The sequence below is a fragment of the Streptomyces sp. NPDC036764 genome, from assembly GCF_055609385.1.
This window is the reverse complement of the sequence record NZ_JBVJPT010000008.1, coordinates 68579-91932: the sequence shown is the minus strand read 5'-3', so window position 1 is coordinate 91932 and position 23354 is coordinate 68579. Positions and strand designations below refer to the sequence as shown.

The 23354-nt window shown below is 70.8% G+C and carries 22 protein-coding genes; 9 read left to right on the top strand and 13 right to left on the bottom strand.

Annotated elements, in window-relative coordinates; all coding sequences use genetic code 11:
- From ACZ69Q_RS27260 to ACZ69Q_RS27250, 3 genes are all read right to left on the bottom strand, one after another.
- Positions 1 to 1244: M64 family metallopeptidase (locus ACZ69Q_RS27260; RefSeq protein WP_471046524.1), on the bottom strand; the 1244-nt coding region annotated here is incomplete at its 3' end.
- Between the two features lie 9 nt (positions 1245 to 1253).
- On the bottom strand, positions 1254 to 1661 hold the full coding sequence (locus tag ACZ69Q_RS27255; RefSeq protein WP_471046522.1) for a hypothetical protein: 408 nt from the start codon (positions 1659 to 1661) through the stop codon (positions 1254 to 1256).
- A 727-nt stretch (positions 1662 to 2388) separates the two neighbouring features.
- A complete protein-coding gene (locus ACZ69Q_RS27250) occupies positions 2389 to 3150 on the bottom strand; it encodes a phosphoglyceromutase (protein WP_471046520.1) in 762 nt (253 codons plus the stop codon).
- A 173-nt stretch (positions 3151 to 3323) separates the two neighbouring features.
- Here ACZ69Q_RS27250 and ACZ69Q_RS27245 point away from each other — a divergent pair, with 173 nt between their 5' ends.
- Together ACZ69Q_RS27245 and fxsT are read left to right on the top strand one after the other, a co-directional pair.
- On the top strand, positions 3324 to 4583 hold the full coding sequence (locus ACZ69Q_RS27245; RefSeq protein WP_471046519.1) for an MDR family MFS transporter: 1260 nt from the start codon (positions 3324 to 3326) through the stop codon (positions 4581 to 4583).
- Between the two features lie 89 nt (positions 4584 to 4672).
- Positions 4673 to 7204, top strand: coding sequence for an FxSxx-COOH system tetratricopeptide repeat protein (gene fxsT, locus ACZ69Q_RS27240; protein WP_471046517.1), 2532 nt, complete (start codon positions 4673 to 4675; stop codon positions 7202 to 7204).
- A 2-nt stretch (positions 7205 to 7206) separates the two neighbouring features.
- Here the strand turns inward: fxsT and ACZ69Q_RS27235 are convergent, their stop codons facing one another.
- Positions 7207 to 7635 (bottom strand): DUF2000 family protein, encoded by a 429-nt coding sequence (locus ACZ69Q_RS27235; protein WP_471046515.1) that lies wholly within the window; start codon positions 7633 to 7635, stop codon positions 7207 to 7209.
- 49 nt (positions 7636 to 7684) lie between these two features.
- On the opposite strand from ACZ69Q_RS27235, the gene ACZ69Q_RS27230 reads away from it, so the two are divergent.
- Positions 7685 to 8491, top strand: a complete 807-nt coding sequence (locus ACZ69Q_RS27230) for a helix-turn-helix transcriptional regulator (protein WP_471046514.1) — start codon at positions 7685 to 7687, stop codon at positions 8489 to 8491.
- Here the strand turns inward: ACZ69Q_RS27230 and ACZ69Q_RS27225 are convergent.
- From ACZ69Q_RS27225 to mshA, 3 genes are all read right to left on the bottom strand, one after another.
- Positions 8470 to 10188: a glycosyl hydrolase family 28-related protein gene (locus ACZ69Q_RS27225; protein WP_471046512.1), complete on the bottom strand. Its 1719-nt coding sequence runs from the start codon at positions 10186 to 10188 to the stop codon at positions 8470 to 8472. The two genes, ACZ69Q_RS27230 and ACZ69Q_RS27225, sit on opposite strands and share 22 nt — an antisense overlap.
- Before the next feature lie 198 nt (positions 10189 to 10386).
- Complete coding sequence (locus ACZ69Q_RS27220; protein ID WP_471046511.1) at positions 10387 to 10896, bottom strand: type III secretion system chaperone family protein; 510 nt, start codon at positions 10894 to 10896, stop codon at positions 10387 to 10389.
- Positions 10889 to 12226, bottom strand: coding sequence for a D-inositol-3-phosphate glycosyltransferase (mshA, locus tag ACZ69Q_RS27215; RefSeq protein WP_471046936.1), 1338 nt, complete (start codon positions 12224 to 12226; stop codon positions 10889 to 10891). The genes ACZ69Q_RS27220 and mshA overlap by 8 nt, the downstream gene beginning before the upstream one ends.
- 915 nt (positions 12227 to 13141) lie before the next feature.
- Here mshA and ACZ69Q_RS27210 point away from each other — a divergent pair.
- The 3 genes from ACZ69Q_RS27210 (at position 13142) to ACZ69Q_RS27200 (ending at position 16824) form a co-directional block, all read left to right on the top strand.
- Positions 13142 to 13936, top strand: coding sequence for a class I SAM-dependent methyltransferase (locus ACZ69Q_RS27210; RefSeq protein WP_471046509.1), 795 nt, complete (start codon positions 13142 to 13144; stop codon positions 13934 to 13936).
- Positions 13937 to 14152: 216 nt separating this feature from the next.
- Positions 14153 to 15238 carry a C40 family peptidase gene (locus tag ACZ69Q_RS27205; RefSeq protein WP_471046508.1) on the top strand — a complete coding sequence of 362 codons (1086 nt, stop codon included), beginning with the start codon at positions 14153 to 14155 and terminating at the stop codon, positions 15236 to 15238.
- A gap of 284 nt (positions 15239 to 15522) precedes the next feature.
- Entirely contained in the window at positions 15523 to 16824 is a 1302-nt protein-coding gene (locus ACZ69Q_RS27200; protein ID WP_471046506.1) for a PP2C family protein-serine/threonine phosphatase, read from the top strand.
- A 147-nt stretch (positions 16825 to 16971) separates the two neighbouring features.
- Here the strand turns inward: ACZ69Q_RS27200 and ACZ69Q_RS27195 are convergent, their stop codons facing one another.
- The 3 genes from ACZ69Q_RS27195 to ACZ69Q_RS27185 all read right to left on the bottom strand — a co-directional run bounded on the left by ACZ69Q_RS27195 (position 16972) and on the right by ACZ69Q_RS27185 (position 18953).
- The gene (locus ACZ69Q_RS27195) at positions 16972 to 17304 is read right to left on the bottom strand and encodes a DUF2516 family protein (RefSeq protein ID WP_471046934.1); all 333 of its coding nucleotides are present in this window, start codon (positions 17302 to 17304) and stop codon (positions 16972 to 16974) included.
- A gap of 141 nt (positions 17305 to 17445) precedes the next feature.
- A complete protein-coding gene (locus tag ACZ69Q_RS27190; protein WP_471046505.1) occupies positions 17446 to 18138 on the bottom strand; it encodes a hypothetical protein in 693 nt (230 codons plus the stop codon).
- Positions 18139 to 18260: 122 nt separating this feature from the next.
- Complete coding sequence (locus ACZ69Q_RS27185; RefSeq protein ID WP_471046504.1) at positions 18261 to 18953, bottom strand: helix-turn-helix domain-containing protein; 693 nt, start codon at positions 18951 to 18953, stop codon at positions 18261 to 18263.
- A gap of 233 nt (positions 18954 to 19186) precedes the next feature.
- Between ACZ69Q_RS27185 and ACZ69Q_RS27180 the strand changes: the two genes are divergently transcribed.
- On the top strand, positions 19187 to 19330 hold the full coding sequence (locus ACZ69Q_RS27180; RefSeq protein WP_471046502.1) for a hypothetical protein: 144 nt from the start codon (positions 19187 to 19189) through the stop codon (positions 19328 to 19330).
- Between the two features lie 30 nt (positions 19331 to 19360).
- Here ACZ69Q_RS27180 and ACZ69Q_RS27175 read toward each other — a convergent pair whose 3' ends face one another.
- Positions 19361 to 20158 (bottom strand): alpha/beta fold hydrolase, encoded by a 798-nt coding sequence (locus tag ACZ69Q_RS27175; RefSeq protein WP_471046501.1) that lies wholly within the window; start codon positions 20156 to 20158, stop codon positions 19361 to 19363.
- 162 nt (positions 20159 to 20320) lie between these two features.
- Here ACZ69Q_RS27175 and ACZ69Q_RS27170 point away from each other — a divergent pair, with 162 nt between their 5' ends.
- Positions 20321 to 21256, top strand: a complete 936-nt coding sequence (locus tag ACZ69Q_RS27170; protein WP_471046500.1) for an NAD-dependent epimerase/dehydratase family protein — start codon at positions 20321 to 20323, stop codon at positions 21254 to 21256.
- Between the two features lie 145 nt (positions 21257 to 21401).
- On the opposite strand, the gene ACZ69Q_RS27165 is transcribed toward ACZ69Q_RS27170, so the two are convergent.
- Positions 21402 to 21749, bottom strand: coding sequence for a winged helix-turn-helix transcriptional regulator (locus ACZ69Q_RS27165; protein WP_471046498.1), 348 nt, complete (start codon positions 21747 to 21749; stop codon positions 21402 to 21404).
- A 59-nt stretch (positions 21750 to 21808) separates the two neighbouring features.
- Between ACZ69Q_RS27165 and ACZ69Q_RS27160 the strand changes: the two genes are divergently transcribed.
- Entirely contained in the window at positions 21809 to 22702 is an 894-nt protein-coding gene (locus tag ACZ69Q_RS27160; RefSeq protein ID WP_471046496.1) for an NAD(P)-dependent oxidoreductase, read from the top strand.
- On the opposite strand, the gene ACZ69Q_RS27155 is transcribed toward ACZ69Q_RS27160, so the two are convergent.
- The gene (locus ACZ69Q_RS27155) at positions 22671 to 23204 is read right to left on the bottom strand and encodes an HAD domain-containing protein (RefSeq protein WP_471046494.1); all 534 of its coding nucleotides are present in this window, start codon (positions 23202 to 23204) and stop codon (positions 22671 to 22673) included. The two genes, ACZ69Q_RS27160 and ACZ69Q_RS27155, sit on opposite strands and share 32 nt — an antisense overlap.
- Positions 23205 to 23354 lie beyond the last annotated feature (150 nt).

Sequence of the window (23354 nt, the reverse complement as noted above, 5' to 3'; positions counted from 1 at the left end):
AGGTAGCGGTACAGGTCGCCGGAACTGGGGTTCGTGGCGACGAGTCCCCAGCCGCCGGCGTAGATCTGGCCCGCGGCGCCACCGATCTTGGTCCAGGAGCTCCCCTGGCCGTCGTACCGGTACACGGCATCCCTGTTCGGAGTCAGTCCGTAGAGGGTGTCGGGGGCGACGGCGAAGGAGGCTCCGGCGCCTCCGATGTACTGCCACATGTCGGGACTGCCGAGGTAGCGGTACAGGTCGCCGGAACTGGGGTTCGTGGCGACGAGTCCCCAGCCGCCGGCGTAGATCTGGCCCGCGGCGCCACCGATCTTGGTCCAGGAGGTTCCCGAGCCGTCGTACCGGTACACGGCATCCTTCATCGGACTCAGTGCGCAGATGTTCTTGGCCCTTTTCGTCCGGGCCCGGATCGCCTGACAGCACACCTGGCAGAACGGGTTACCCAACTCCTGCATCTTGCAGTTGTGTTCGGGCCTGAAGGCCCGGCAGTGGTAGTAGTGCGCGCCCTCGAAGCAGCCGACCGTTCCGGCGGGAACCGTGCTCGGCCTTGTATCCACCTTCGCGCAGTTCGGGTTGGACATCGTGGGCAGGGCTGTGGTCGGGGCGACCGCCCAGCCCCATTTCAAAGTGGTGCGGAAGGTGTTCAGCGTGACGTTCGGCTCGGCCGGTTCACCGGGGGCCGGGTGGTAGTCGTGCCCCGTCTCGTTCTCGTCGGCGTAGTACGCGTACTCGTCAGCCAGTCCGTACGCCGTGTGGCCGACCTCGTGAACGGCGATCTCGGTCGCCCCGTCCGCGAGGGAGTACGTGCCGACGGAGCCGCCACTTCCTCCGTAGATCGTGGAGTTGACCACGACGAGCGCGACGGTGAACTCCGGGACCTGAGCGGCCGCTGTCTGGAGCACCGTCGAGTTGTTGCAGACCAGCAGCCGTCTGACGCCGTTCGCACCGAACGTGGAGTCGAAGTACGTGCGGGCCGTCGCGCCGGTGCCGCCGGTGGCGACCGGATCGTCGGCGCCCGAGTCGGTGGACGTGACGTTGACCCGCCAGATGTTGATCGCCCGCCCGATCTTGTCGAACGGCGCGGTGAAGGTCAGTCCGGTGACGAAGTAGGTGCAGGCGTTGTTGAACGCGGTCTGCTGAGCGGCGGTGAAGCCGTCGCCGAGCAGCACGATGGTGAACGCCCGGTTGCGTGGTGCTGTTCCGTGGATCTGGGTGCGGCCTTGGACGGTGCCGTCGGACGTGGTCATCACGGTCTGCTATCGCTCGAGCCGAAAGGTGGCGAGGTCGACGTCCCGCAGCGCCTCGCCTCCCGAAGGCGCGACACGGACCACGGCGACCTGGGCGGCCTCGGCCGGTGCGGGAACGATCACGGTGAACGCGCCGCGCGCCTCCACGTTCACCCGGATGATCGGCTCCGTGTGGTCCTCCGGGAAGACCTCGGCGCTCTCCAGGAAGGCTCCCCGTGCGGGGACACGGTCAAGGCGCTGCCCGCGGTCGTCCCGCGTCTCGACGACGTAGTCGCCGGAACCCGTTTCGGCGACGGTGTCGAAACCGCTGATGACCGTATCGACCGGCTGTTGGAAGACGAGGCGCACCGAATCGCCCTCGTACTCGAAGATGAGACGAATTGCTGGAGTAGGAGGCGTTTGCTGCGGGTTGGTCATGACGAGGCCTCTTCGGGCGGTGTGATGTCGGGCATCTCCGCACGCCATGGATCCCGCAAGGCCGACGTGCGCACGAACTGCAGGGCGTCGGGCATCGGAGTTACTCCGTCCTGTCCGGCAAGGGCTCATGTACCGGGTGCTTGGCCGACTCAAGAGGAGTGTCGGCGCGACGCGGAGGCGCGGAGCGATATGAGCCGTAACGGCCCTGTCTGGGACCGGAAAAACCGCGGGCCCCGGAAGAAATGTCTGCTGATCGGAGCTCACGCCAATTCTATCCCTGGCCGGATATGCGTGCTCGTCGGCACAGTGGCCGGGCAAGGGCCGGCGAGTGCCGGATGCCCGCACCTGACTTTCACCCGGGCCATGCCTCAGGAGGGGGTCAACAAGACCGTCCAAGACCGGCGTTGCCGAGGAGCCGGCGACGTTCGTGCACGACCTCACTCGCGGGCGGCGGCGACTCGCACGGGTCTTTGGGTGCTGGAGCGCGGTCAACCATTCCGGCGCACGCTCGGCAAGGGTGCCGGGTACTCCGACCTTGAAGTCGCGCCCCTCATCGAGACTGGCCTTCCCGCTGCCCTACTGATCGTCCTCGACATCCGTGTACGCCGCTGGCGTCGCCCCACCTGACGGCCCGATCAAGCAGCTCACGGCCCATAGACGGTCCCAGCCCAGCAACAAGGCCCCCACCAGCGGAAAAACCGCAGGCAGGGGCCTTGATCAGGTCGGGTTACTTCTTCTTGCCCTGATTCTTGACCGCCTCGATCGCCGCCGCGGCCGCCTCCGGGTCGAGGTACTTGCCGCCCGGGGTGACCGGCTTGAAGTCGGCGTCGAGCTCGTAGTAGAGGGGGATGCCCGTCGGGATGTTCAGGCTCGCGATGTCGGCGTCGGAGATGCCGTCCAGGTGCTTGACCAGGGCGCGGAGGCTGTTGCCGTGGGCCGCGACCAGGACCGTGCGGCCGGACAGGAGGTCCGGGACGATGCCGTCGTACCAGTAGGGGAGCATCCGGACGACGACGTCCTTCAGGCACTCCGTGCGCGGACGCAGCTCCGGCGGGATCGTCGCGTAGCGGGGGTCGGAGGACTGGGAGAACTCCGTGCCGTCCTCGAGCGGCGGGGGCGGGGTGTCGTAGGAACGGCGCCACAGCATGAACTGCTCCTCGCCGAACTCGGCGAGGGTCTGCGCCTTGTCCTTGCCCTGGAGGGCGCCGTAGTGGCGCTCGTTCAGGCGCCAGCTCCGGTGGACCGGGATCCAGTGGCGATCGGCCGACTCCAGCGCGAGCTGTGCCGTGCGGATCGCCCGCTTCTGGAGGGACGTGTGGACCACGTCGGGGAGAAGGTCGGCGTCCTTCAGGAGCTCGCCACCGCGGACTGCCTCCTTCTCGCCCTTCTCGTTCAGGTTGACGTCCACCCAGCCGGTGAACAGGTTCTTCGCGTTCCACTCGCTCTCGCCGTGGCGGAGGAGGATCAGCTTGTACGGTGCGTCGGCCATGCCTCAGAGCGTAATCGACGTATTCCACCCCCATGCGGCCCGCCCAGCAGGCGGACGGTTGACGGGATCTGTTAATTGAGTGGCCTGCCCGACCCCCGAGTTTGTAAGTTGCGGATGCCTCCTTGGCTACTTACATCCGCTGCCGGTGTCCGGCTACATCCGTGGGGACCCCCATGCCACTCGCCGCCGTGCGACGCGCCACCCGAGAGACCGTAGCCGGGCTTCCCCGCGAGTTCTGGTGGCTGTGGACCAGCACCCTGGTCAACCGGCTCGGCGCCTTCGTCGCCACCTTCATGGCGCTGTACCTCACCCTCGACCGCGGCTACTCCGCCTCCTACGCCGGCCTGGTCGCCTCCCTCCACGGACTCGGCGGCGTCGTCTCGTCGATCGGTGCCGGCGTCATGACCGACCGGCTCGGGCGGCGGCCGACCCTGCTCGTCGCCCAGGCCTCCACCGCCGTGTCGGTCGCCGTGCTCGGGTTCGTGCACCACCCCGTCGCCATCGCCGCCGTCGCCTTCGTGGTCGGCGCCGCCTCCAACGCCTCCCGGCCCGCCGTGCAGGCGATGATGGCCGACATCGTGCGGCCCGAGGACCGGGTGCGCGCCTTCTCGCTCAACTACTGGGCCATCAACCTCGGCTTCGCCATCTCCTCCATGGCCGCGGGTTTCATCGCCGAGGTCAGCTACCTCGCCGGGTTCCTGATCGAGGCAGGGATGACGGCCGTCTGCGCGGTCGTGATCTTCGTGAAGCTGCCCGAGTCCCGGCCCGAGAAGGCCGACACCGGCAAGGCCGACGAGGAGGTCGGGCTGGGGACCGTGCTGCGCGACGGGCGCTTCATGGCCGTCGTCGGACTGTCCTTCCTCGTCGCCCTCGTCTTCCAGCAGGGCTCGGTCGGTCTGCCGATCGCCATGGGCGACGCCGGGTTCTCGCCCGCCGACTACGGCCTCGCCATCGCCGTCAACGGCGTCCTGATCGTCGCGCTCCAGATCCCGGTCACGCGGTTCATCGAGCGCCGGGACGCGGGGCGGATCCTCATCGTGTCGTCCCTGTTCGCCGGATACGGCTTCGGCCTCACCGCCTTCGCCGGGTCGGTCGGCGTCTTCGCGCTGACGGTGTGCGTCTGGACGCTCGGCGAGATGCTGAACGCCCCCACCCAGACCGGCCTAGTCGTCCGCCTCTCCCCCGCCCACGGACGCGGCCGCTACCAGGGCATGTACACCCTGTCCTGGTCGGCCGCCGCCCTCATCGCCCCGCTGATGTCCGGCTTCGTCATCGACCACTTCGGCGCCGAGTGGCTGTGGGGACTGTGCGCGGTCACCGGGACGGCGGCGGCGGCCGGCTACGGCGCCCTGACGCGCAGGCTGCCGGCCGTCTCCACGCAGGCCGCCGACGCCTCGCCCGCCCACGCGGAGGCCGAAGTCCGTACGGCCTGACACCGACCGCCTGCTGAGCACGCATCCCACGGGGTATACAAGGAGGCGCGGTACGGGGGCCGTTGGGGCCGCTGGGGTGGGAGACAGGCATGAGCGACAGTTCCGAGCTGATCTTCGTCAGTCATGCCGGGCACGACGGCCAGTGGGCGGAGTGGGTGGCCTGGCATCTGCGGGACGCCGGTTACGAGATCGAACTCGATCTCTGGCACTGGCGCACCGGCGAGGACTTCGTGAAGAAGATGACCGAGGCGCTTGAGCGGGCCTCCGCGGTCGTCGCCCTGTTCTCCCCGCAGTACTTCGCGCCGGGCCGGTACACCGAGGAGGAGTGGACCGCCGCCGTGGCCGGCCGGGACCGCTTCGTGCCGCTCGTCGTCGAGCCCCTGGAGGCGGGGCAGTTGCCCGCGATCCTCCGGCCGCGCATCCGCCAGGAGCTGCACGACCTGGAGGAGGCGGCCGCCCTCACGACGCTGTTGGAGGCCGTGCGCGGCCGTGAGGTCCCGACGACCTCGCCGGCCTTCCCGGGCGCGGCGGGCAAGGGTTCCCGGGCCGGCAAGCAGCCTCGCTCGTCGGCCTCCCGGGTGCAGCAGCCCCGCTTCCCGTCCGCTCTTCACGATCCCGCCGTATGGGACGTACGACAGCGGGGGCGCAACCCGCACTTCACCGGTCGCGACGACATCATCGAGAAGGTCCGCGGCGGGCTGCTCGGCGAGCGCCGGTCCGCGGTACGCGTGCTCCACGGTCCGGGCGGCGTCGGCAAGACCCAGCTCGCGCTGGAGTACGCGCACCGCTTCGCCGGGCAGTACGACCTGGTGTGGTGGATCGACGCCGAACAGGTCGAGCAGGTACCGGCCCGGTACGCGGAACTCGCGGCGCGTGTCGATGTGGCCAAGCCGGACGCCGGTGCCGAGGTCAACGCGCAGTACGCCCTTGACCACCTGCGCACCAGCGACCGGTGGCTCATCGTCCTGGACAACGCCGAGGATCCGCGACAACTGCGCACCTGGCTGCCGGAAGGGCCGGGTCATGTGCTCATCACCGCGCGCGACCCCGCCTGGAACAAGATCGCGCCGGGTCTCGCCCTCGGAGTGTTCAGCCGCGAGGAGTCGATCGCCTACCTCAACCGTCAACTGCCCACCCTGAACGACCGGACGACGGACGCGCTGGCCGACGCCCTCGGCGACCTGCCCCTGGCGCTGGCGCATGCCGCGGGCGCGCTCAGCGAGGGGACACCGCCCGACCACTACCTCCAACTGCTGCGGACCAACACCGCGGAACTCCTCAGCGACGGGGAGATATACGACTATCCGGTCTCCGTGGCGGCGACGGTCACGATCGCGGCCGATCGGCTGGACACCGACCGTCCGGAGGCGGCGGCCCTGCTGCGCCTCGCGGCGTTTCTCGGACCCGAGCCCATTCCGACGAAGTGGCTCGTCGAGGCCCGCGGGTCGCTGACCAGCGTGCCCGGGGACCCGAACGACATCCGCTGGCCGAGAAACGCGCTCCAGCCGCTCGCCCAGTACGGGCTGGCGATCGTCGGGCCCGACGCGTTCCAGGTGCACCGTCTCACGCAGGCCGTGATGCGTCATCGCACCGCCGACGACGCCGGGGGGCCGGTGGGGGACGTGGCCGGGTTGCTGGCCGCGGTCGACCCCGGGGACCCCGAACTGCCGGAGGCCTGGCCGGGGTGGGCATCGCTCACCCAGCATCTGACGGCGACGCTGGACGCGATGATCGGCAGGGCCGAGCTGCGGCCGACGTTACTGAAGGCCTCCATCTACCTCGTACGCTACGCCCAGCCCGAGGCGGCCCTCGGTCTCGCCGAGGTCATGTACGAGGAGTGGAGGACGTCGCTGGGCGAGGACGATCCCGACACGCTGCGCGCGGCACACATGGTGGCCGTGGCCCTGAACGAGATGGACAGGTACGAGGAGTCGCTGCCGCTCATCGAGGACCTCCTGGACAGACGGCGCCGCGTGCTCGGGGAGGACCATCCCGACACGCTGAGCTCGACCCACGATCTGGGCATCGTCATGGGCGGGCTGGGCAGGGAGGCCGAGGGGTGCACCATCCTCAAGGACGTGGCGGCACGTCGCGAGTCGACTCTGGGCGAAGACCACATCGACGCCCTCCGCTCCGTCGCCAATTACGGATACGCCCTGATGGAACTCGGTCGCATCGACGAGGCCCACCAGGTGCTGACGGACGTCCTGGCCCGACACCGGCGGGCGTTGCACGAGGACCATCCCACCGCCCTCGCCGCCACGAGCTACATGGGTGGCGTCCTGTCCGAACTCGGCAGACACGTCGAGGCCATGCAGGTGCATGCGGAAGTCCTGACGCGGCGCCAGCAGTTGCTGGGCGACAGACACGAGGACACGCTCAGCAGCGCCATGAACGTCGGCAGATCGCTCATCAACGTCGGCCGGTACACCGAGGCGGAGCAACTCCTGCGGTCCACAAGAAGTCGCGTTCGGGAGTCGCTCGGAACCGACCACCGCCTGCATCACAACGTCACCCTCAGCCTGGCCTTGGTCCTGGCGCGCCTGGGCAAGACCCACGACGCCCAACGCCTGCGCGTCTCCCTCAAGCGCAAGCAGCCCCCGAAGAGGCGCCCACGCTGACCTCATGGATGCATCCGCGCCCCCTTGATCACCTTGTCCACGGCGTTCCTCGGCCCGTACACCGCCAGCCCCACCAGGTCCAGGTCCCCGGTGGACACCGCCCGCACCGCCGCCCGGTTGTCGCGGTCGTTGCCGGTCGTGAAGAGGTCGGACGTGAAGATCGCGCGCGGGAGGGCGCGGGACAGCGCGCGGGTGTGGGCCGTCGTCAGCGTCTCCTTCGTGGCCTCGAAGACCAGGACCGGCTGGCGGAACATCGGCAGGTAGGGGACGTCGTCCGCGTCCTCGTAGGGGTCGCCGATCACCTCCGGGAGCTGTGTTCCCAGGCCGCTGACCAGGAACGCGGTGACGTTCAGCCGTTGCCAGGGCTCCAGGTCCTCGCGCAGCAGGACAGCGATCTTGGTGTCGAAACGAACGGGTGCTTCAGTGCTCATGCGACGAGACTCGCGGGCGCCGTACACCTGCGTCTTGTACGTTCTTTGCATGGCCGCCGCTCGGGATCGCCAGGAAGTCTCCGCGTGGCGCCCCTCCGTACCGGGCGTCACCGAGGTCTTCCACGCCCACTTCACCGAGTACGCGTACCCGATGCACGTGCATGAGGCCTGGACGCTGCTCATCGTGGACGACGGTGCCGTGCGCTACGACCTCGACCGGCATGAGCACGGCACCCCGCTCGACACGGTGTCGCTCCTGCCGCCGCACGTTCCGCACAACGGCTCCCCCGCCACCCCGCACGGCTTCCGCAAGCGGGTCCTCTATCTGGACAGCACCCGGCTGGCGGACGACCTGATCGGTCCGGCGGTGGACTCGCCCGACCTGGCGGATCCCGTGCTGCGGCTGCGTGTCGGACAGCTCCACGCCGCGCTCGCGCAGCCCGGTGACGAGTTGGAGGCGGACAGCAGGCTCACCCTCATCGGGGACCGGCTGCGCACCCATCTGCGGCCCAGGACGGTCACCGGCTTCCCGCGCCGCGATCCCGCCCTCGCCCGTCGGCTGCGTGAGCTCCTCGACGAGCGCGTGGTCCCGGGTATCGCCCTCGACGAGGCCGCGGCACTCGTGCAGGCCCATCCCGCCCATCTCGTACGGGCGTTCAGCACCGCGTACGGCATCGCCCCGCACCAGTACCTGATGTCGCGGCGCGTGGACCGGGCCCGTCGGCTGTTGCTGGAGGGCCGGTCGCCGGCCGAGGTGGCCGTGGCGACCGGGTTCTACGACCAGTCCCATCTCAGCCGCCACTTCCGGAAGCTGGTGGGGGTGCCTCCGGGGCGCTACCGCAGCAGCGCGCGCTGAGCGTCGTACAGGTTGGGTGGGTGCACGGCGTTCGTCGTGCCGTAGAGCTCCAGTCGGGAGTGGAGATCGCCCGCGAAGTCGGGGACGTCGATCTGGTCGAACTCCCTGACCTCGCCCAGGCCGACGGTGGCGGAGTAGGGCGCCAGGCCGTCGAGGCGGATCATGCCCGCGCGGCCGTTCGTGACCCGGATGTTCCAGTGGGTGAAGCGGGCGCCGAAGAGGGGCCCCGCGCTCGCGTCGCCGCCGTGGCGGCCGTTGTTGTCGACGGTGATGTCGGTGCGGACGTTGGCGAAGGGCAGGCCGCGGTGGCTGTCGAAGGTGCCCATCCGCATGTCGCCGCGTGACCAGACGTTGTGGGAGGACAGGCCCTCGACGTTGATGCCGTGGAGTTGGGTGCCCGTGGGCGCCGGGGTGGTGCGGGCCTCGATGGTGAAGTCCTCGATCAGGTTGTCGTGCGAGCCCTCGCGGCAGAAGTAGGGGTGGTGGCCGCCCCGGCCCGCCACGCGCGTGTGCCTCAGCGTGCAGGCGGAGGCCGCGACCAGGCCGAAGCCGTTGTCGACGTGGCGGACCGTCACGTCGTCGGCCCAGCAGTCGTAGGCGCACTGGAAGACGACGCCGTTGTGACCCTTGTCGAGGAGGTGCGGCTGCTGCGGGGTCTCCACGGCCTCCAGGGTCAGGCCCTCGACGCCCGATCCGGTCAGCTCGCCCACGTGAGTCGTCAGTCGCGGGTCCCATTCGGGGCGGACGTCGAGCGGGAGCGGGCGTTCCAGGGTGACCTTGCGGCCCTGTACGCGGGTGATGCGCACCGGCCACTCGTAGGGGACGTACGACGTCAGCTTCGTCTTGTCGTCCCAGGTGTACGCCTCGGGGCCGGGGCCGCCGCCGCACATGTGCTCCAGGAGGGTGTGGCCGGCGTCGTCCGCGAGGCGGAGCAGGACCAGGGCGCCGGGGCGCAGCGAGGAAGGGTCGGCGACCGTCACCGTCCAGGAGCCCTGGCGCGCCGGGGCGAGGGTGGTGAGGGTGCGCCACTCGTCGCGGCGGTTGCCCGTCCAGCCCTCGAAGGGCCAGGCCTTCGCCCTGATCGCGGAGACCAGGGAGTCCCAACGGGCCGTCGGGGCCAGCCAGATGAGGCCGCCCGCCCAGGACCAGGACGACTTGTCGCCGCCGTAGCGGGAGCCGTAGGGGCCGATCAGCTCGGTGAGGTTCCGCGTGGCGAACAGCTTGGTGCGGGTGCTGCCGGCGCCGCGCAGGACCACGTTCGAGTGGCCGATGCGGATGACGTCGTCGATGCGGAACGTGCCGGGCGGGATGGTGACCGTGCCACCGCCGGCCCTTCCGGCGGCGGCGATGGCACGGTTGATCGCGGGGGCGGAGTCGGTCGTTCCGTCCGCCACGGCGCCGAAGTCGCGTACGTCGGCCACGACTCGGGGGCGGGGGAAGCGGAGGGCTCCGCCTCGGTGGCCGGCCCGGCCTATGTGGGGGATCTGGGGGTGGGTGTACGGGGTTCGCGTGAACTCGTGCCAGACGGGTGGGACTTGGGGGCGCGCCTGGGGTTTCCCCGGGGGTGGGGCTTCGGCTGCTTGAGGGGTGTGCGTTGCTGCGGTGGCCGCCTGTGCGACGCCGGCGGTCGTCGCGCCGAGTGCCACGGCCGTGGCCCCGCCGAGCAGGGCCCGTCTGGTGAGATGCGCATTGCCCATGTCCGTACGCCCTCCATGCGGCTCTTCATGGATGTGAACGACGTTCAGAAGTGCGATGGCCGTGAGCATGCCACGGCCCCTTGGGAGTGCGGAAGGGGTCGTGCGGGGTGAGTTGGGGGGTCTTGCGGGGTGCGGTTAAGGGGGGTGCGGGGTGCGTTAAGGGGTCGCGTGGGGGGCGTTGGTGCGGACTTGCTTACGTCACTCCGAAGGCCGCTGGATCAGATGGGTGAACGCGTCCAGGTTCCGCGTCGACTCGCCGCGCGCCACGCGCCACTCGTACTCCTTGCGGATCGCGGACGCGAAGCCGAGTTCCAGGAGGGTGTTGAAGGCGCCGTCCGCCGCTTCCAGGACCTGCCCGAGGAGGCGGTCGATCTCGTCGGCGGTCACGGCGGCGAGCGGGAGCTTGGCGGTGACGTAGATGTCGCCGAGACGGTCTACGGCGTAGCTCACGCCGTAGAGCTTGAGGTTGCGCTCCAGGAGCCAGCGGTGGACGCCGCCTTCGTTCTCGTCGGGGTGACGGATGACGAAGGCGTTCACCGACAGGGAGTGGCGGCCGACGAGCAGGGACACGGTCGTCGAGAGCTTGCGCGTGCCGGGAAGCTTGACGACGTAGTTGCCGGGGGCGGGGCTCTCCCACTCCAGGTCGGCGTCCTTCAGGGCCCCCTCGACGACCTGCGCCGCCCTCTGTACGTCCTGTGCGTCACCCATGGTGGGAGCGTACGCGACGGCGATGGGCCTGGGCCGCCGCCGCGTAGACGTCCGCCGTGGCCGCCGCCGCGGTGTCCCAGCCGAAGGACTGGGCGTGCCGGGACGCCGCCTCGCCCATCCGGGGGACCAGGTGCGGTTCGTCGGCGAAGGCGCGCAGTACGCGCGCGTAGTCGGCCGGGTTGTGCCCCTGGACCAGGAACCCGGTACGGCCGTCCCGGACCGCGACGGGCAGGCCGCCGACCGCTGCGGCCAGTACGGGTGTGCCGGCCGCCTGCGCCTCGATGGCCACCAGGCCGAAGGACTCGCTGTACGACGGCATGACCAGCACCGATGCCGCCCGGAACCAGTCGGCGAGCTGCTCCTGGCCGACGGGCGGGCGGAACCGTACGACGTCCGCGATGCCCAGGCGGGCGGCGAGCTTCTGCAGGCCCTCGGGCTTGGCGAGGCCGCTGCCGCTGGGGCCGCCGACGATCGGGACGAGGATGCGGGAGCGCAGTTCGGGGTGCTCGTCGAGGAGGACGGCCACCGCTCGGAGGAGGATGTCCGGGGCCTTCAGGGGCTGGATGCGGCCGGCGAAGAGGGGGATCAGGGCGTCCTGCGGGAGGCCCAGGCGGGCGCGGGCGGCGGCTCGGCCGTCGGCGGGCGAGAAGCGGGTGAGGTTCACGCCCGGGTGGACGACGGCGACCTTGTCGCGGGCGGCCGCGTAGTGGCGTACGAGTTCCTCGGCCTCTTCGGAGGTGTTGGCGATGAGGCGGTCCGCGGCCGCGACGATCTGGGTCTCGCCGATGACCCGGGCGGCGGGTTCGGGGGTGTCGCCGTCGGCGAGGTTGGCGTTCTTGACCTTGGCCATGGTGTGCATGGCGTGCACCAGGGGGGCGCCCCAGCGTTGGGCGGCGAGCCAGCCGACGTGGCCGGAGAGCCAGTAGTGGGAGTGCACGAGGTCGTAGTAGCCGGGGCGGTGGCCGGCCCATGCCTGCATCACGCCGTGGGTGAAGGCGCAGAGCTGGGCGGGGAGGTCTTCCTTGTTGAGGCCCTCGTAGGGGCCGGCGTCGATGTGGCGGACGAGGACGCCGGGGGCGAGTTCCACGGTGGGTGGGAGGTCCGTGGCGGTGGTGCGGGTGAAGATCTCGACCTCGATGTTGATCGCGGCGAGGCGTTGTGCGAGCTCCACGATGTAGACGTTCATGCCGCCGGCGTCGCCTGTGCCGGGCTGGTGGAGCGGGGAGGTGTGCACGCTGAGCATGGCTACGCGGCGGGGGCGGCGGTGGAGCCGGAGTCGGGAGGGGGCCGACGGGGAGCGTCGCCCGAGCCTGCTGACGTACTGGCTCACGTGGCGGTCCTCCTTGGCTGCGGGCATGCCGGACGGAGGGTTGAGCGCCCTCCAAGGCGGTGCAACGCCGGAGGGAGGGGTTCCCATTCCTGGCGGGGTGGTTTTTGCCTAGGAATTACTGGGGGTCGCTCAACTGTTCGGGGGCTGGGTGCGTGCGGGGCCTGCGGCGCCTGTGCGGGGTGGGTGGGGGTGCGTGTGGCGCCGACGGTCCGGTGGGTGGGTCGGGGCCGCGCCGGGGGGTGTCCGTCCTCGGTCGGGCGGTTGCTGTCGGGCAGGGAGGCCGCCGTCTCTTGACGCCCGCCGCTGCGGGCGGACACCCCCCGGCACGTCCCCTTACGCCGTACGCGGGTGCTGCGCCAGCCCCGGCACGGTTCCTTGCCACCGTACGCAGGTGCTGCCCCATCGCCGGCACGTCCCCTTACCGCCGTACGCGGGTGCTGCGCCATCGCCGGCACGGTTCCTTACGCCGTGGGCGGCCGCGGGTGCGTCTCGGTGCAGGCCGCCTGCAACCCCGCCAGGGGCGCGGGGAACTGCGCGACCAGCCACGACGGACCCGCAGCCACCGGACGCGGTGGAAGCCCGCGGCCCCTCGTGGCGCAGGCCGCCTGCCACCCCGCCAGGGGCGCGGGGAACTGCGCGACCAGCCCCCACGGGCCCGCAGCCACCGGACGCGGTGGAAGCCCGCGGCCCCTCGTGGCGCAGGCCGCCTGCCACCCCGCCAGGGGCGCGGGGAACTGCGCGACCAGCCACGACGGACCCGCAGACGCCGGACGCTGTGGAAGCCCGCGGCCCCTCGTGGCGCAGGCCGCCTGCCACCCCGCCAGGGGCGCGGGGAACTGCGCGACCGGCCACGACGGAGCCGCAGGCGCCGGACGTGGGGGCTGTGCTGTGGGGTGGGCGCATACCCTCTTGTGCATGACTGCCCGCGCCGCCCGCCCCGTGGGAACGGTGACACGCGGGACCACCAACCCCAATCGGCTGCGCCGTATGGATCGCTGGATCGCCCATGCGCACGGCGCCGAGTTGCGGCGGGTCGTCGAACCCGTTGCGGTTGATCTCGGGTACGGCGCTGCTCCCTGGACGGCCGTCGAGTTGCTGGGGCGGCTGCGGGCCGTGGCGCCTCGGGTGCGGGTGGTCGGGCTGGAGATCGAGCCCGCGCGGGTCGCCGCCGCCAAGCCGTACGAGCGGGAGGGGCTCGTGTTTCGGCATGGTGGGTTCGAGGTGCCGATCGCGCAGCGGCCGGTGCTCGTGCGGGCGGCGAACGTGTTGCGGCAGTACGAGGAGGGGGAGGTCCTCGCGGTCTGGGAGCGGCTTTGTGCGCGGCTGGAGCCCGGTCGCGGGCTGCTCGTCGAGGGGACCTGTGACGAGATCGGGCGCCGGCATGTGTGGGTCGCGCTCGGGCCGGAGGGGCCGCGCACGGTGACGTTCGCCGCGCGGCTGGCGTCGCTGGAGCGGCCGTCGGATCTCGCCGAGCGGCTGCCGAAGGCCCTCATTCACCGCAATGTGCCCGGTGAGCCGGTGCACGCGTTTCTACGGGACTTCGACCGGGCCTGGGCGGCGGCGGCGCCCTACGCCTCGTACGGCGCCCGTCAGCGCTGGATCCGGGCGGTGCGGGACCTCTCGGTCGACTGGCCGGTGACGGACGGGCCGGGGCGGTGGCGGCAGGGGGAAGTGACCGTGCGGTGGGAGGCGTTGGCCCCGCTGAGGTAGGTCGGCCTTGTGTCGTCGGGCCTTTCCCTCTCGTTTCCCTGCCCGCCCCCGGATCACGGAACGATCTCGGCGAGTCGTTCGTCACAAAGGCGGGGAGATCGTCATAGCGGGGCGGGAAAGGGGGGAAGCAGACCTCTGTCACTTTGCGCGCCGTCGTGGCACGATCCCCCGGACGCTCGTAAGTTACTGACGGGACATCAGTTTGGGGGCACAGGTATGGGTACGGGCAAGCGCGGCCTGATCGCCGTGGCCGTGACCGTCGTCTGCGCGGTCACCGTGCTGGCGGCACCGGGCACCGCCTTCGCGGCACCCTCCCCCCCTCCGTCACCGAGCGCCTCACCCTCCTCGTCGCCGATCCCCGTGTCGAACAAGGAGCTTGAGGAGGTCCGCCAGAAGCTGGAGAAGCTCTACCACTCCGCGTCCGTCGCCACCGACGAGTACAACGCCGCCGAGGAGGCGGCCGAGAAGCAGTCCAGCGAGATCGTCTCGCTGGCCAAGAAGATCGTCAAAGGCCAGGAGAAGCTGGCCGAGTTGAAGAAGCGAGCCGGCTCCGCGGCGGCCGCGCAGTACCGGTCGGGCGGGCTGCCCGACGAGGCCAAGCTGATGCTGAGTGATGATCCGCGGGACTTTCTCGACAGCGCCGGGCGGGTGATTCAGGGGCAGCGCGCCACCAAGGGGCTGCTCGCGGAAATGACCCGCACCCAGCAGGACTTGGAGCAGTACGCCAAGGACGCCTCCGCCCAGTGGCAGAAGCTGGAGGCCGGCCGCAAGGCCAAGGCCGCCGCCCAGAAGAAGATCGAGAAGCAGATCAAGGCGGCCGAACAGCTCGAGTCCCAGCTCGAGAAGGAGGAGAAGGAGCGCCTCGCCGAGCTGGAGGAGGAGGCCGCCCGCAAGGCGCAGACCGCCTGGCTGGACTCCGGCGTCCTGAAGGACATCCAGGGCAAGGCCTCCGAGCAGGGCCGCAAGGCCATCGAGTACGCCACAGCCCAGCTCGGTAAACCGTACGAATGGGGCGCCGAGGGCCCCAAGACGTACGACTGTTCAGGACTGACGTCCCAGGCCTGGGCGAGCGCCGGCAGCGGTATTCCGCGGACCTCGCAGGAGCAGTGGAAGCAGCTCCAGCGCATCGACGTCAAGGACATGCGCCCCGGCGACCTCATCATCTACAACGCCGACGCCAGCCATGTCGCCCTGTACATCGGCGACGGCGCCATCATCCACGCCCCGCGCCCGGGGCGGACGGTGACGATCGCGGGGGCCGGGTCGATGCGGATCCTCGGGGTGGTTCGACCCGATGCGTAAGGATTCAGGGCGTCTTGTGACATAAGGGTCGTGACTCGGGCCACGTGACCCATCCCACGTCACATCCCTGCCAAACGCCACCCCGACGTGACGTTCGTCATCCCTGTCACGGTGCCACCCTGTCCAACTGCGGTACGGAACGCGGCATATGACAGCGGCCAGCGACCATATGGCGTGCTCCACACCATTCCGTTGCGGCGCCGACACCCGCTATGGTCCCCGTCGGTGGATCGAGGTCCCTCGTTCCCGCCGTGCCCTCGGGGGGAGGGAAGGAACTCAAGACGATGCCCGTACCCGTACCGCGGCAGAGAGCGATCCCGGCCGTGGAGACTGGTCAGGCGCCGGCCGCGTCCCCAGGCGGCAGCACCCGTGTGGTGACCCCGCGTAAGGAAGAAACGGTCGAGAACAGCACCCAAACCACTCTGACGCTGCTGCTGATCGAGGACGATCCCGGCGGCTCCGCGATGGTGCCCGAGCTGCACGACTCGGCCGGCCGGCCGATCCGGGTGCGCACCGCCCGCAACCTCACCGAGGCCGAGCGGCTGCTCACCGACGACGTCCACTGCATCCTGCTGGACCTCGCCCTGGCCGCACCCGGCCGCGGCGCGGACGACGACGAGCTGGCCGTGCTCAGGCACGTCCTGGAGCTCGCGCCCCGCCACGCCGTTCTCGCGCTCACCGCCTCCGGTGACGCCGAGCGCGGCGCCGATGCCGTGCGCGTGGGCGCGCAGGACTACCTCTTCCGGGACGAACTGGACGGTCGGCTGCTGAGCCGTGCGATCCGCTACGCCGTGGAGAGGAAACGTTCCGACACAGCCGAGCGTCGGCTCGCCGAGGGACGGCTGCGGGCGCAGGAGAACCGGCGTCTGGAGCGGGGGCTTCTTCCCACGCCGTTGCTGGAGGGGTCGTCGCTGCGGTTCGCCGCGCGGTATCGGCCCGGGCGTTCGCGTGCCCTGCTGGGCGGTGACTTCTACGACGTCGTCCGCACCGCCGACGGCACCGTGCACGCCATGATCGGCGACGTCTGCGGCCACGGGCCGGACGAGGCCGCTCTCGGTGTGGAGCTGCGGATCGCCTGGCGGGCGCTGACCCTGGCCGGGCTGTGCGGGGACGAGCTGCTGGGCACCTTGCAGCAGGTGCTGGAGCACGAGCGGTCCGACGAGGAGATCTTCGCGACGCTGTGCACCGTGGACATCGCGCCGGACGGCCGACGCGCCGGGTTGTGCCTCGCGGGCCATCCCTCACCGCTGCTCGCCCGGCCGGGGCGGGCGGCGCGGCTGCTGCCGTACGACAACAACGGGCCCGCGCTCGGGCTGCTGCCCGGGGCCCGGTGGCCTCGGATGCAGGTGGAACTGGGAGCCGAGTGGAGCCTGATGCTCTACACCGACGGGCTGATCGAGGGGCGCGTCGGTGAGGGCCGGGAGCGGCTGGGGCAGGACGGGATGGTGTCCATGGTCCGGCGGCAGCTTGCGGAGGGGCTGCGCGGGGAGGCGCTGCTGCGGGCGGCCGTCAATGAGGTCCGGGATCTCAATGGCGGTGAGCTGACGGACGACGTGGCCGTGCTGTTGCTCGATCGGACGGCGTGAGCGGGCGGCATCGCCGTCCGGAGGCCCGCCGCCGGGCGGTATCGCCGTGCGGAGGCCCGCCGCAGGGGTGCTGTCGTGTGCCGGGTGCTGGTGCCTGGTCGCGCAGTTCCCCGCGCCCCTGAGGGGCGCGGTTCTCGCGGGCGTCGATCAGCGGCCGCCGTTGTAGGGGCCGTACGGGCCGTCGCTGCTCGAACCCCTTCTGCTGCGGCCGCCGCCGGGGAGGCCCTTGATCGCGGGGCGGACGTCGACCATGTAGACGATCGTCGCGATGAGGCCGATGATCGGCAGGAACGACAGGATGTTGAAGATCAGGTTCACCACGAAGGCGAGGCCGAGGATGATCAGCCAGAACACCTTGGTCTGCTTGTCCGCGGCACGGTAGGCGTCCTCACGGCGGACGGCCGCGTCGATCAGCGCGAAGCCGCTGAAAAGGATCAGGGCCATGCTCAGCAGCCACATGAACCCCGCGAAGCCCTGCATCAGCACAACGTCCACCACCCGGTTCGACTTGTATCCACGCGGTCACCGTACCCGCAACCCCAGGACCGCTACCCGAACAACGGGCCGAGCACTCGCTAAGTGCCCGGCCCGTGCTCTGCGGTCCCTTTTCACCCGTCCGTGTTACTTGGCGGGCGGGGTCGTCTTCTTGGCGGTGGTCTTGCGCGCCGGGGCCTTCTTGGCGGTCGCCTTCTTCGCCGGGGCGGCCTCGGCTGCGGGCTTGGCCTCGGCGGACTTGGCCTCGGCCTTGTCCTCCTTGACCTCCACCGGCTCGGTCTTGGGCTCGACGGCGATGGCGAGGTCCTCGATCTCCTCGGCCGCCTCGCCGCGCCAGGTCTTCACGGTCTGCTCGCCGTGCTCGGCGACCTTCTCGTAGGTCTCACGGGCCTTGACCGCGTACTCGGCGGCGACGCCGAGCGTGCGCAGCGCGAAGTCCTGGGCGCTCTCGCCGAACTTCTTCAGGTCGGCGTCGATGCTGCTGCCGAACTTCTTGAAGTCCGCGTCGAGGTTGCTGCCGAACTTCTTGACGTCGGCGTCCAGGCTGGTGACGAACTCGTTGACCTTGGCCTGGAGGGTCTCCTGCGCCTCCTTGGCCTTGGCGCCCGCCTCCTTGGCGCGGGTGGCGGCCTTCTCCTGGACGGTCTTCGGGTCGGTGCTGCGAACGGCCTCGAACCGAGCCGGCGCCTCGGAGCGGAGCTGCTCCACCAGGGCGGGCACCTTCCTGGCCTGCTGGAGGGCGAGGTCGGCGGTGCCGGCGGCGAAGTAGAGCGGGGTCGGGTCGCTGAAGGTCTTGCGCAGGTCGTCGGTGATGGCCATTTTGCTGGTCCTCCCGGGTTGTTTCGAGGTGAGGGTTTTGGGTCCCGCGGTCGGACGGACGGCTGACGGCTGCTGCTCGCCGGTGCGCGTCGCGCGTACGGCGGCTCAGGCCAGCCGGCCGACTACTGCGGGTCGGTCGGGTTCTCCGGGTCGGCGTCGCTGCCGTCGGACGTACGGGTCGTGCGGGTGCTGCGGGTTGTGCGAGTCGTGCGATTACGGCGCGCGGCGGACTCGCGGCCGCCGTCGGCCGTGCCGTTCTTGCGGGTCGTACGGCTGCGTCGTACGCCGGCGTCGTCGCTCCGGGCGTCCGCCGTGCCGTCGGACCGGGCATCGCCGTCGCCGGATCCAGGGGCGTCCGGGGACTTGTGGGAACCCGGATCCGAGCCGGCGGACCGGACCGCTTCGACCACTGTCCGCACGGCGCCCTGGTCCGTGTCCGAGTCCCCATCCGCCTCGACGGATATCCCGAACCCGTTCTCCTTTCGGAAGGATTCGTAGATCTGGAGCAGCACCTGCTTCTGCCGCTCGTTGAGCGTGGGATCGGCGAGGATGACGGCGCGCGTCTCCACCTCGTCCCGGTCCCGCTCGGCGTCGAGGATGCCGGCGCGGACGTACAGCGTCTCGGCGGAGATCCGCAGCGCCTTGGCGACCTGCTGCAACACCTCCGCGCTCGGCTTGCGCAGCCCGCGCTCGATCTGGCTCAGATACGGATTGGACACCCCGGCGGCGTCGGCGAGTTGCCGCAACGAGAGCTGCGCGTTGCGCCGCTGCTCGCGCAGATACTCACCGAGATTGCCGACGTTGAGCGATGCCATGCCTCCACCTTGCCGCACCCCCGCTAACTATTGCAAGCACCCGCTTGCAAAAGTGCGCCACGCCACGCCGACGCCCGTCCGTCCGAGGCGCTTCCGCACGCCGATGCCCGTCCGTCGCGGTGGCGTCGTCGCGACCGAGCGGCTGAACCCGTCGGCCGGGCGGCGTGTCCGGGCGGGCGGGGCCGTCGGGGCGACGCAGGGTGAGCCGTACCGCCGTCGTCGAGGAGGCAATCGTGAAGCGTCGTGTCGTCGCCGTCCTGGCCACTGTCGTCGCCGGGCTGACGCTGTTCGCGGTACCGGCCGCGGACTGGGACGGCACCGGGAACATCGAGCGGAACGAATGGAACATCCCGCTCACCAACCTCCGCGTGCTGTAGCCGGTGTTCCCGCCGCCCGCCGGCCGCCGCTCAGTCGAGGAACTCGTTCAGCAGCGGCAGCAGCACCGACGTCCGCCGCATCAGGGTCATGTGCGTCGTCGCGGGCAGCACGGCCAGATGGGCCCGGGGAATCAGACGCTGCATCTCGGCCGCGTGCTCGACGCGTACGAAGTCGTGGTCGCCGATGACCAGCAGCGTGGGTGCCTCCACCGTGCGCAGGTCGTCGGCGTTCCACGGCAGCGGGGCGTTCGCGGCGACCGAGATCTTGCCGAGGAAGTCCTGGAAGTGCTCGGGATGCGGCGCACACGCGGCGTACGCCTCGGCCATCTCCTGGAAGTCGGCCTGGCTGGGCAGCCGGGGCGAGTCGAAGTCGCCGGCGTGGACCTCGTCGTGGACGCCGTCCTGGTGGTACTGGGTCGCGGCGAGCACGAGCCGTCCCACCCGGCCGGGGTGCCGGATCCCGATCTCCAGCGCGGTCAGCCCGCCGAGGCTGTACCCGAGGAAGTCGGCCTGCCCGATGCCGAGCTCGTCCAGCAGTGCGACCACGTCGGAGGCCAGGTTCGGCACCGTCAGGGCACGGTCGGTGTCGGCGGTGTGTCCGTGTCCCTGGAGCTCGGGCGCCACGATGTGCCGGTCGGCCGCCAGGGCGGGCAGCACGGCGCCGAAGGACATTCCGATGGTGGTGACGCCCCCGTGCAGCAGCACCAGCGGACGCCGGTCGGCGACGTCCGGGTCCGCGGCGCCCGTACCGCTGTCGCGAGCGGCGCCGTGGAGCTCGTAGTACATCTCCACGCCGTTGACCTTGGCGTATGCGGAACTGGTGGGCATGGGTCATCACTTCCTTCCGGAATCCGTTTCCCGGTTCCTTCCGAGGAGTCTCCTGCGGGCAGACCGGCTCGGCGCGCGGAACTCATCGCCGTGTCACAGAACGGGCGGCCCGGCTCGTCCAAGGCTTCGTAGAGGTATTCCGCGAAAGGGACGGTGAGAGTCATGCGGGTGTTCGTGGCGGGCGGTACCGGCGTCATCGGGCGGAGGCTGGTGCCGCTGCTCGTGGAGCGGGGGCATCAGGTGACGGCCACGACGACGAGCGCGGCCAAGCTCGACCTGGTGCGGCGGATGGGCGCGCAGGGCGTAGTGATGGACGGGCTCGACGCGGCGTCGGTCCGCGAGGCGGTGGCCGCGGCGCGGCCGGACGTGATCGTGCACCAGATGACGGCGATCTCCGTCGCCCACTCCGGCAAGCCCGACATCAGGCACTTCGACCGGTGGTTCGCCGACACCAACCGGCTGCGCACCGAGGGCACCGACCATCTGCTGGCCGCCGCGGAGGCGACCGGCGTCCCGCACGTCGTCGCGCAGAGCGCCGCCATCTGGAACGGCGTCCGCGAGGGCAATTGGGTCAAGACCGAGGAGGACCCGCTGCCCGTGGAGACCGGGAAGCTGCGCGCGCTGGGCGAGGCGATCCGGCACATCCAGGAAACCGTCCTCAAGGCCGACGGGACGGTCCTGCGGTACGGCGGCTTCTACGGGCCCGGCGCCACCGACGACCAGGTCGAACTGGTACGCAAGCGGCAGTTCCCGCTGGTCGGGGGCGGTACCGGCTACTGCTCCTGGGTGCATCTGGACGACGCGGCGAGCGCCACCCTCCTCGCGGTGGAGCAGCGGGCGCGGGGCGTGTTCAACATCGTCGACGACGAGCCGGCGCCGGCCAGTGAGTGGCTGCCGTATCTCGCCGAGTGCGCGGGCGCGAAGCCTCCGCTGCGGGTGCCCAAGTGGCTGGCTCGGCTGCTCGCCGGGGACGTGGTGGTGACGATGATGACCGAGGGGCGCGGGTTCTCCAACGCCAAGGCCAGGCGGGAGCTCGGCTGGGAGCCGCGCTATCCGTCGTGGCGCCAGGGGTTCCGGGAGGAGCTGGCGCGGTCGTAGCCGTAAGGCGGGGCGACGGCGACCGTCGTACCCGCTCACGCGAACCGCCGTACCCACTTATTTGTGCCTACTTGGCAGCGCGCCCCCGCCGTCCGACCCTTGATGCGGGTGATCGACGCGGCGGCGGACGGAGGTGGCGTGCGGGTCAGGAGGCCGGCTGGGTCTCGGTCAGCCGCTCCAGGCGGCGGTGGCCCCAGTCGGCGAGCGGGGCGAGTGCCTCGGCCAGCTCGCGGCCGAAGCCGGTCAGGGAGTAGACGGTCTTCAGCGGCAATACGTCGTACACCTCACGGTGCACCAGTCCGTCCGTCTCCATCTCCCGCAGCGCCTGGGTCAGCACCTTCTCGCTGAGGCCGGGGGCCCGGCGGCGCAGCTCCGCGGGGCGGTGCGGGCCGGACTCCAACAGCCACAGCAGCAGCGTCTTCCACTTGCCGTCGATCACCGCGATCGCGGCGGTCACTCCACAGACGTTCGGATCTTGGCGTCGACGCGTCATTCCCCCACCCCTTTTGTCATCAATTCATCAACTATCGTCACTTTACAGGGAGTTGAGTCATGCCCACCTACGACCACGATTGCGCCGTCACCGTCCTCGGGCTGGGGCCGATGGGCCGGGCGCTGGCCGGCGCGTTTCTGGACGCCGGGCTGCGGGTGACCGTCTGGAACCGCACCCCGGGACGGGACCGGGAGCTCGTCGGCCGTGGTGCGACGGCGGCCGCGTCCCCCGCGGAGGCGGTCGCCGCCGGCGCCCTGACCGTCGTGTGCGTGGTGAACTACGACGCCTCCGACGCCGTCCTGCGTCAGGACGCCGTCGCCGCCGCGCTGAAGGGCCGCACGGTCGTGAACCTGACCGCCGACACCCCGGCCCGTGCCCGGGACACCGCCGAATGGGCCGCCGGGCACGGGATCCACTACCTGGACGGCGCGATCATGACGCCGACCACGACGATCGGCACCCCCGAGGCGGTGTTCCTGCTCAGCGGCCCCGAGGAGCTGTACCGCGAGCACCGTCCCGTCCTGGACACGCTCGGCGGTACGCACACCCACCTCGGTACGGATGCCGGCCGGGCGGCCGCCTACGACATCGCGCTGCTCGACATCTTCTGGACGGCGATGGCCGGCTACGCGCACGCTCTTGCCGTGGCCCGCGCCGAGGGCATCACGGCGCGGGAGCTGGCCCCGTTCGCGCAGGGCATCGGTGCGATCCTGCCGCCGCTCTTCGAGGAGTTCGCGGCGGACGTCGAAGCCGGCACATACTCCGGCGAGCTCAACCCGATCACCTCCGCCGCCTCCTCCATGGCCCATATCGTGCAGGCCTCCGAGTCCCACGGCATCGAGGCGGCCGTGATCCGCGCCGCCGAGGGCCAGGCCCGCCGGGTCATCGGGCTCGGTCACGGGACGGACGGCTTCATGCGGGTCACCGAGCTCCTGGGCCGTTCCCGGCGGTGATCCAGCCGGCGGTGATCCACTCCTGAAGCGCCGCGAAGTCGTCGTCGGTTAGTCCGCAGCGGTGGTCGACGCGGTGGAGCAGGGCGGGTGAGGGGTGATGGGCGGCCACATAGGCCCGGTCCACGTCCGAGATCTCGTCGTCGACCCAGACGAAGGGGCGGCCCGCGGCCCAGGCCACCAGCGGGCGGGTCTTCCAGTGCGGGGCGCGAGGCCCGAGCCAGGGTTCCGCGTCCTCGTCGGGCCAGTCCACCAGCCTGAGCGGGGACAGGCCGAGCCAGGGCGCGATGGCCGCGTTCGCGTCGTCCAGCCAGGTCGTGGCCCATACGAGCTCGCAGCCGAGCTCTGCCAGTTGCCTCAGGCGAGCGCCGAGGGCGGGGTCGACGCGGGTGAGCAGGGGGTGCGCGGGCGGGCCGGGCAGTGTGCGGGGCGGCTCGTACCGCGGGTACGGCCGCTCCGCTCCGAACGGGATGAGCGTCCCGTCGACGTCGAGGAAGAGGAGCATCGAAAAACAGGATCACCCCATGCGGGGCAACTGCGCTACTGTCACCGGTATGACTGCCGGGTCGGCCTTGTGCCGTGAGCGAGTTGGGTGTTGCCCGGCCTCTGATTGAGGTCGTGGCGGCGGGCCAGGAGTCCGCCTCTCTTTTCTCTT

What these genes read in the sequence shown, in the direction of transcription:
- ACZ69Q_RS27155 (WP_471046494.1), bottom strand. Translation starts at nt 23,204, where the DNA reads ATGCTCCTCTTCCTCGACGTCGACGGGACGCTCATCCCGTTCGGAGCG.
- ACZ69Q_RS27255 (WP_471046522.1), bottom strand. Translation starts at nt 1,661, where the DNA reads ATGACCAACCCGCAGCAAACGCCTCCTACTCCAGCAATTCGTCTCATC.
- ACZ69Q_RS27185 (WP_471046504.1), bottom strand. Translation starts at nt 18,953, where the DNA reads ATGGCATCGCTCAACGTCGGCAATCTCGGTGAGTATCTGCGCGAGCAG.
- ACZ69Q_RS27160 (WP_471046496.1), top strand. Translation starts at nt 21,809, where the DNA reads ATGCCCACCTACGACCACGATTGCGCCGTCACCGTCCTCGGGCTGGGG.
- ACZ69Q_RS27200 (WP_471046506.1), top strand. Translation starts at nt 15,523, where the DNA reads ATGCCCGTACCCGTACCGCGGCAGAGAGCGATCCCGGCCGTGGAGACT.
- ACZ69Q_RS27245 (WP_471046519.1), top strand. Translation starts at nt 3,324, where the DNA reads ATGCCACTCGCCGCCGTGCGACGCGCCACCCGAGAGACCGTAGCCGGG.
- ACZ69Q_RS27230 (WP_471046514.1), top strand. Translation starts at nt 7,685, where the DNA reads ATGGCCGCCGCTCGGGATCGCCAGGAAGTCTCCGCGTGGCGCCCCTCC.
- ACZ69Q_RS27175 (WP_471046501.1), bottom strand. Translation starts at nt 20,158, where the DNA reads ATGCCCACCAGTTCCGCATACGCCAAGGTCAACGGCGTGGAGATGTAC.
- ACZ69Q_RS27210 (WP_471046509.1), top strand. Translation starts at nt 13,142, where the DNA reads ATGACTGCCCGCGCCGCCCGCCCCGTGGGAACGGTGACACGCGGGACC.
- fxsT (WP_471046517.1), top strand. Translation starts at nt 4,673, where the DNA reads ATGAGCGACAGTTCCGAGCTGATCTTCGTCAGTCATGCCGGGCACGAC.
- ACZ69Q_RS27170 (WP_471046500.1), top strand. Translation starts at nt 20,321, where the DNA reads ATGCGGGTGTTCGTGGCGGGCGGTACCGGCGTCATCGGGCGGAGGCTG.
- ACZ69Q_RS27205 (WP_471046508.1), top strand. Translation starts at nt 14,153, where the DNA reads ATGGGTACGGGCAAGCGCGGCCTGATCGCCGTGGCCGTGACCGTCGTC.
- ACZ69Q_RS27225 (WP_471046512.1), bottom strand. Translation starts at nt 10,188, where the DNA reads ATGGGCAATGCGCATCTCACCAGACGGGCCCTGCTCGGCGGGGCCACG.
- ACZ69Q_RS27250 (WP_471046520.1), bottom strand. Translation starts at nt 3,150, where the DNA reads ATGGCCGACGCACCGTACAAGCTGATCCTCCTCCGCCACGGCGAGAGC.
- ACZ69Q_RS27235 (WP_471046515.1), bottom strand. Translation starts at nt 7,635, where the DNA reads ATGAGCACTGAAGCACCCGTTCGTTTCGACACCAAGATCGCTGTCCTG.
- ACZ69Q_RS27220 (WP_471046511.1), bottom strand. Translation starts at nt 10,896, where the DNA reads ATGGGTGACGCACAGGACGTACAGAGGGCGGCGCAGGTCGTCGAGGGG.
- ACZ69Q_RS27190 (WP_471046505.1), bottom strand. Translation starts at nt 18,138, where the DNA reads ATGGCCATCACCGACGACCTGCGCAAGACCTTCAGCGACCCGACCCCG.
- ACZ69Q_RS27165 (WP_471046498.1), bottom strand. Translation starts at nt 21,749, where the DNA reads ATGACGCGTCGACGCCAAGATCCGAACGTCTGTGGAGTGACCGCCGCG.
- ACZ69Q_RS27195 (WP_471046934.1), bottom strand. Translation starts at nt 17,304, where the DNA reads ATGCAGGGCTTCGCGGGGTTCATGTGGCTGCTGAGCATGGCCCTGATC.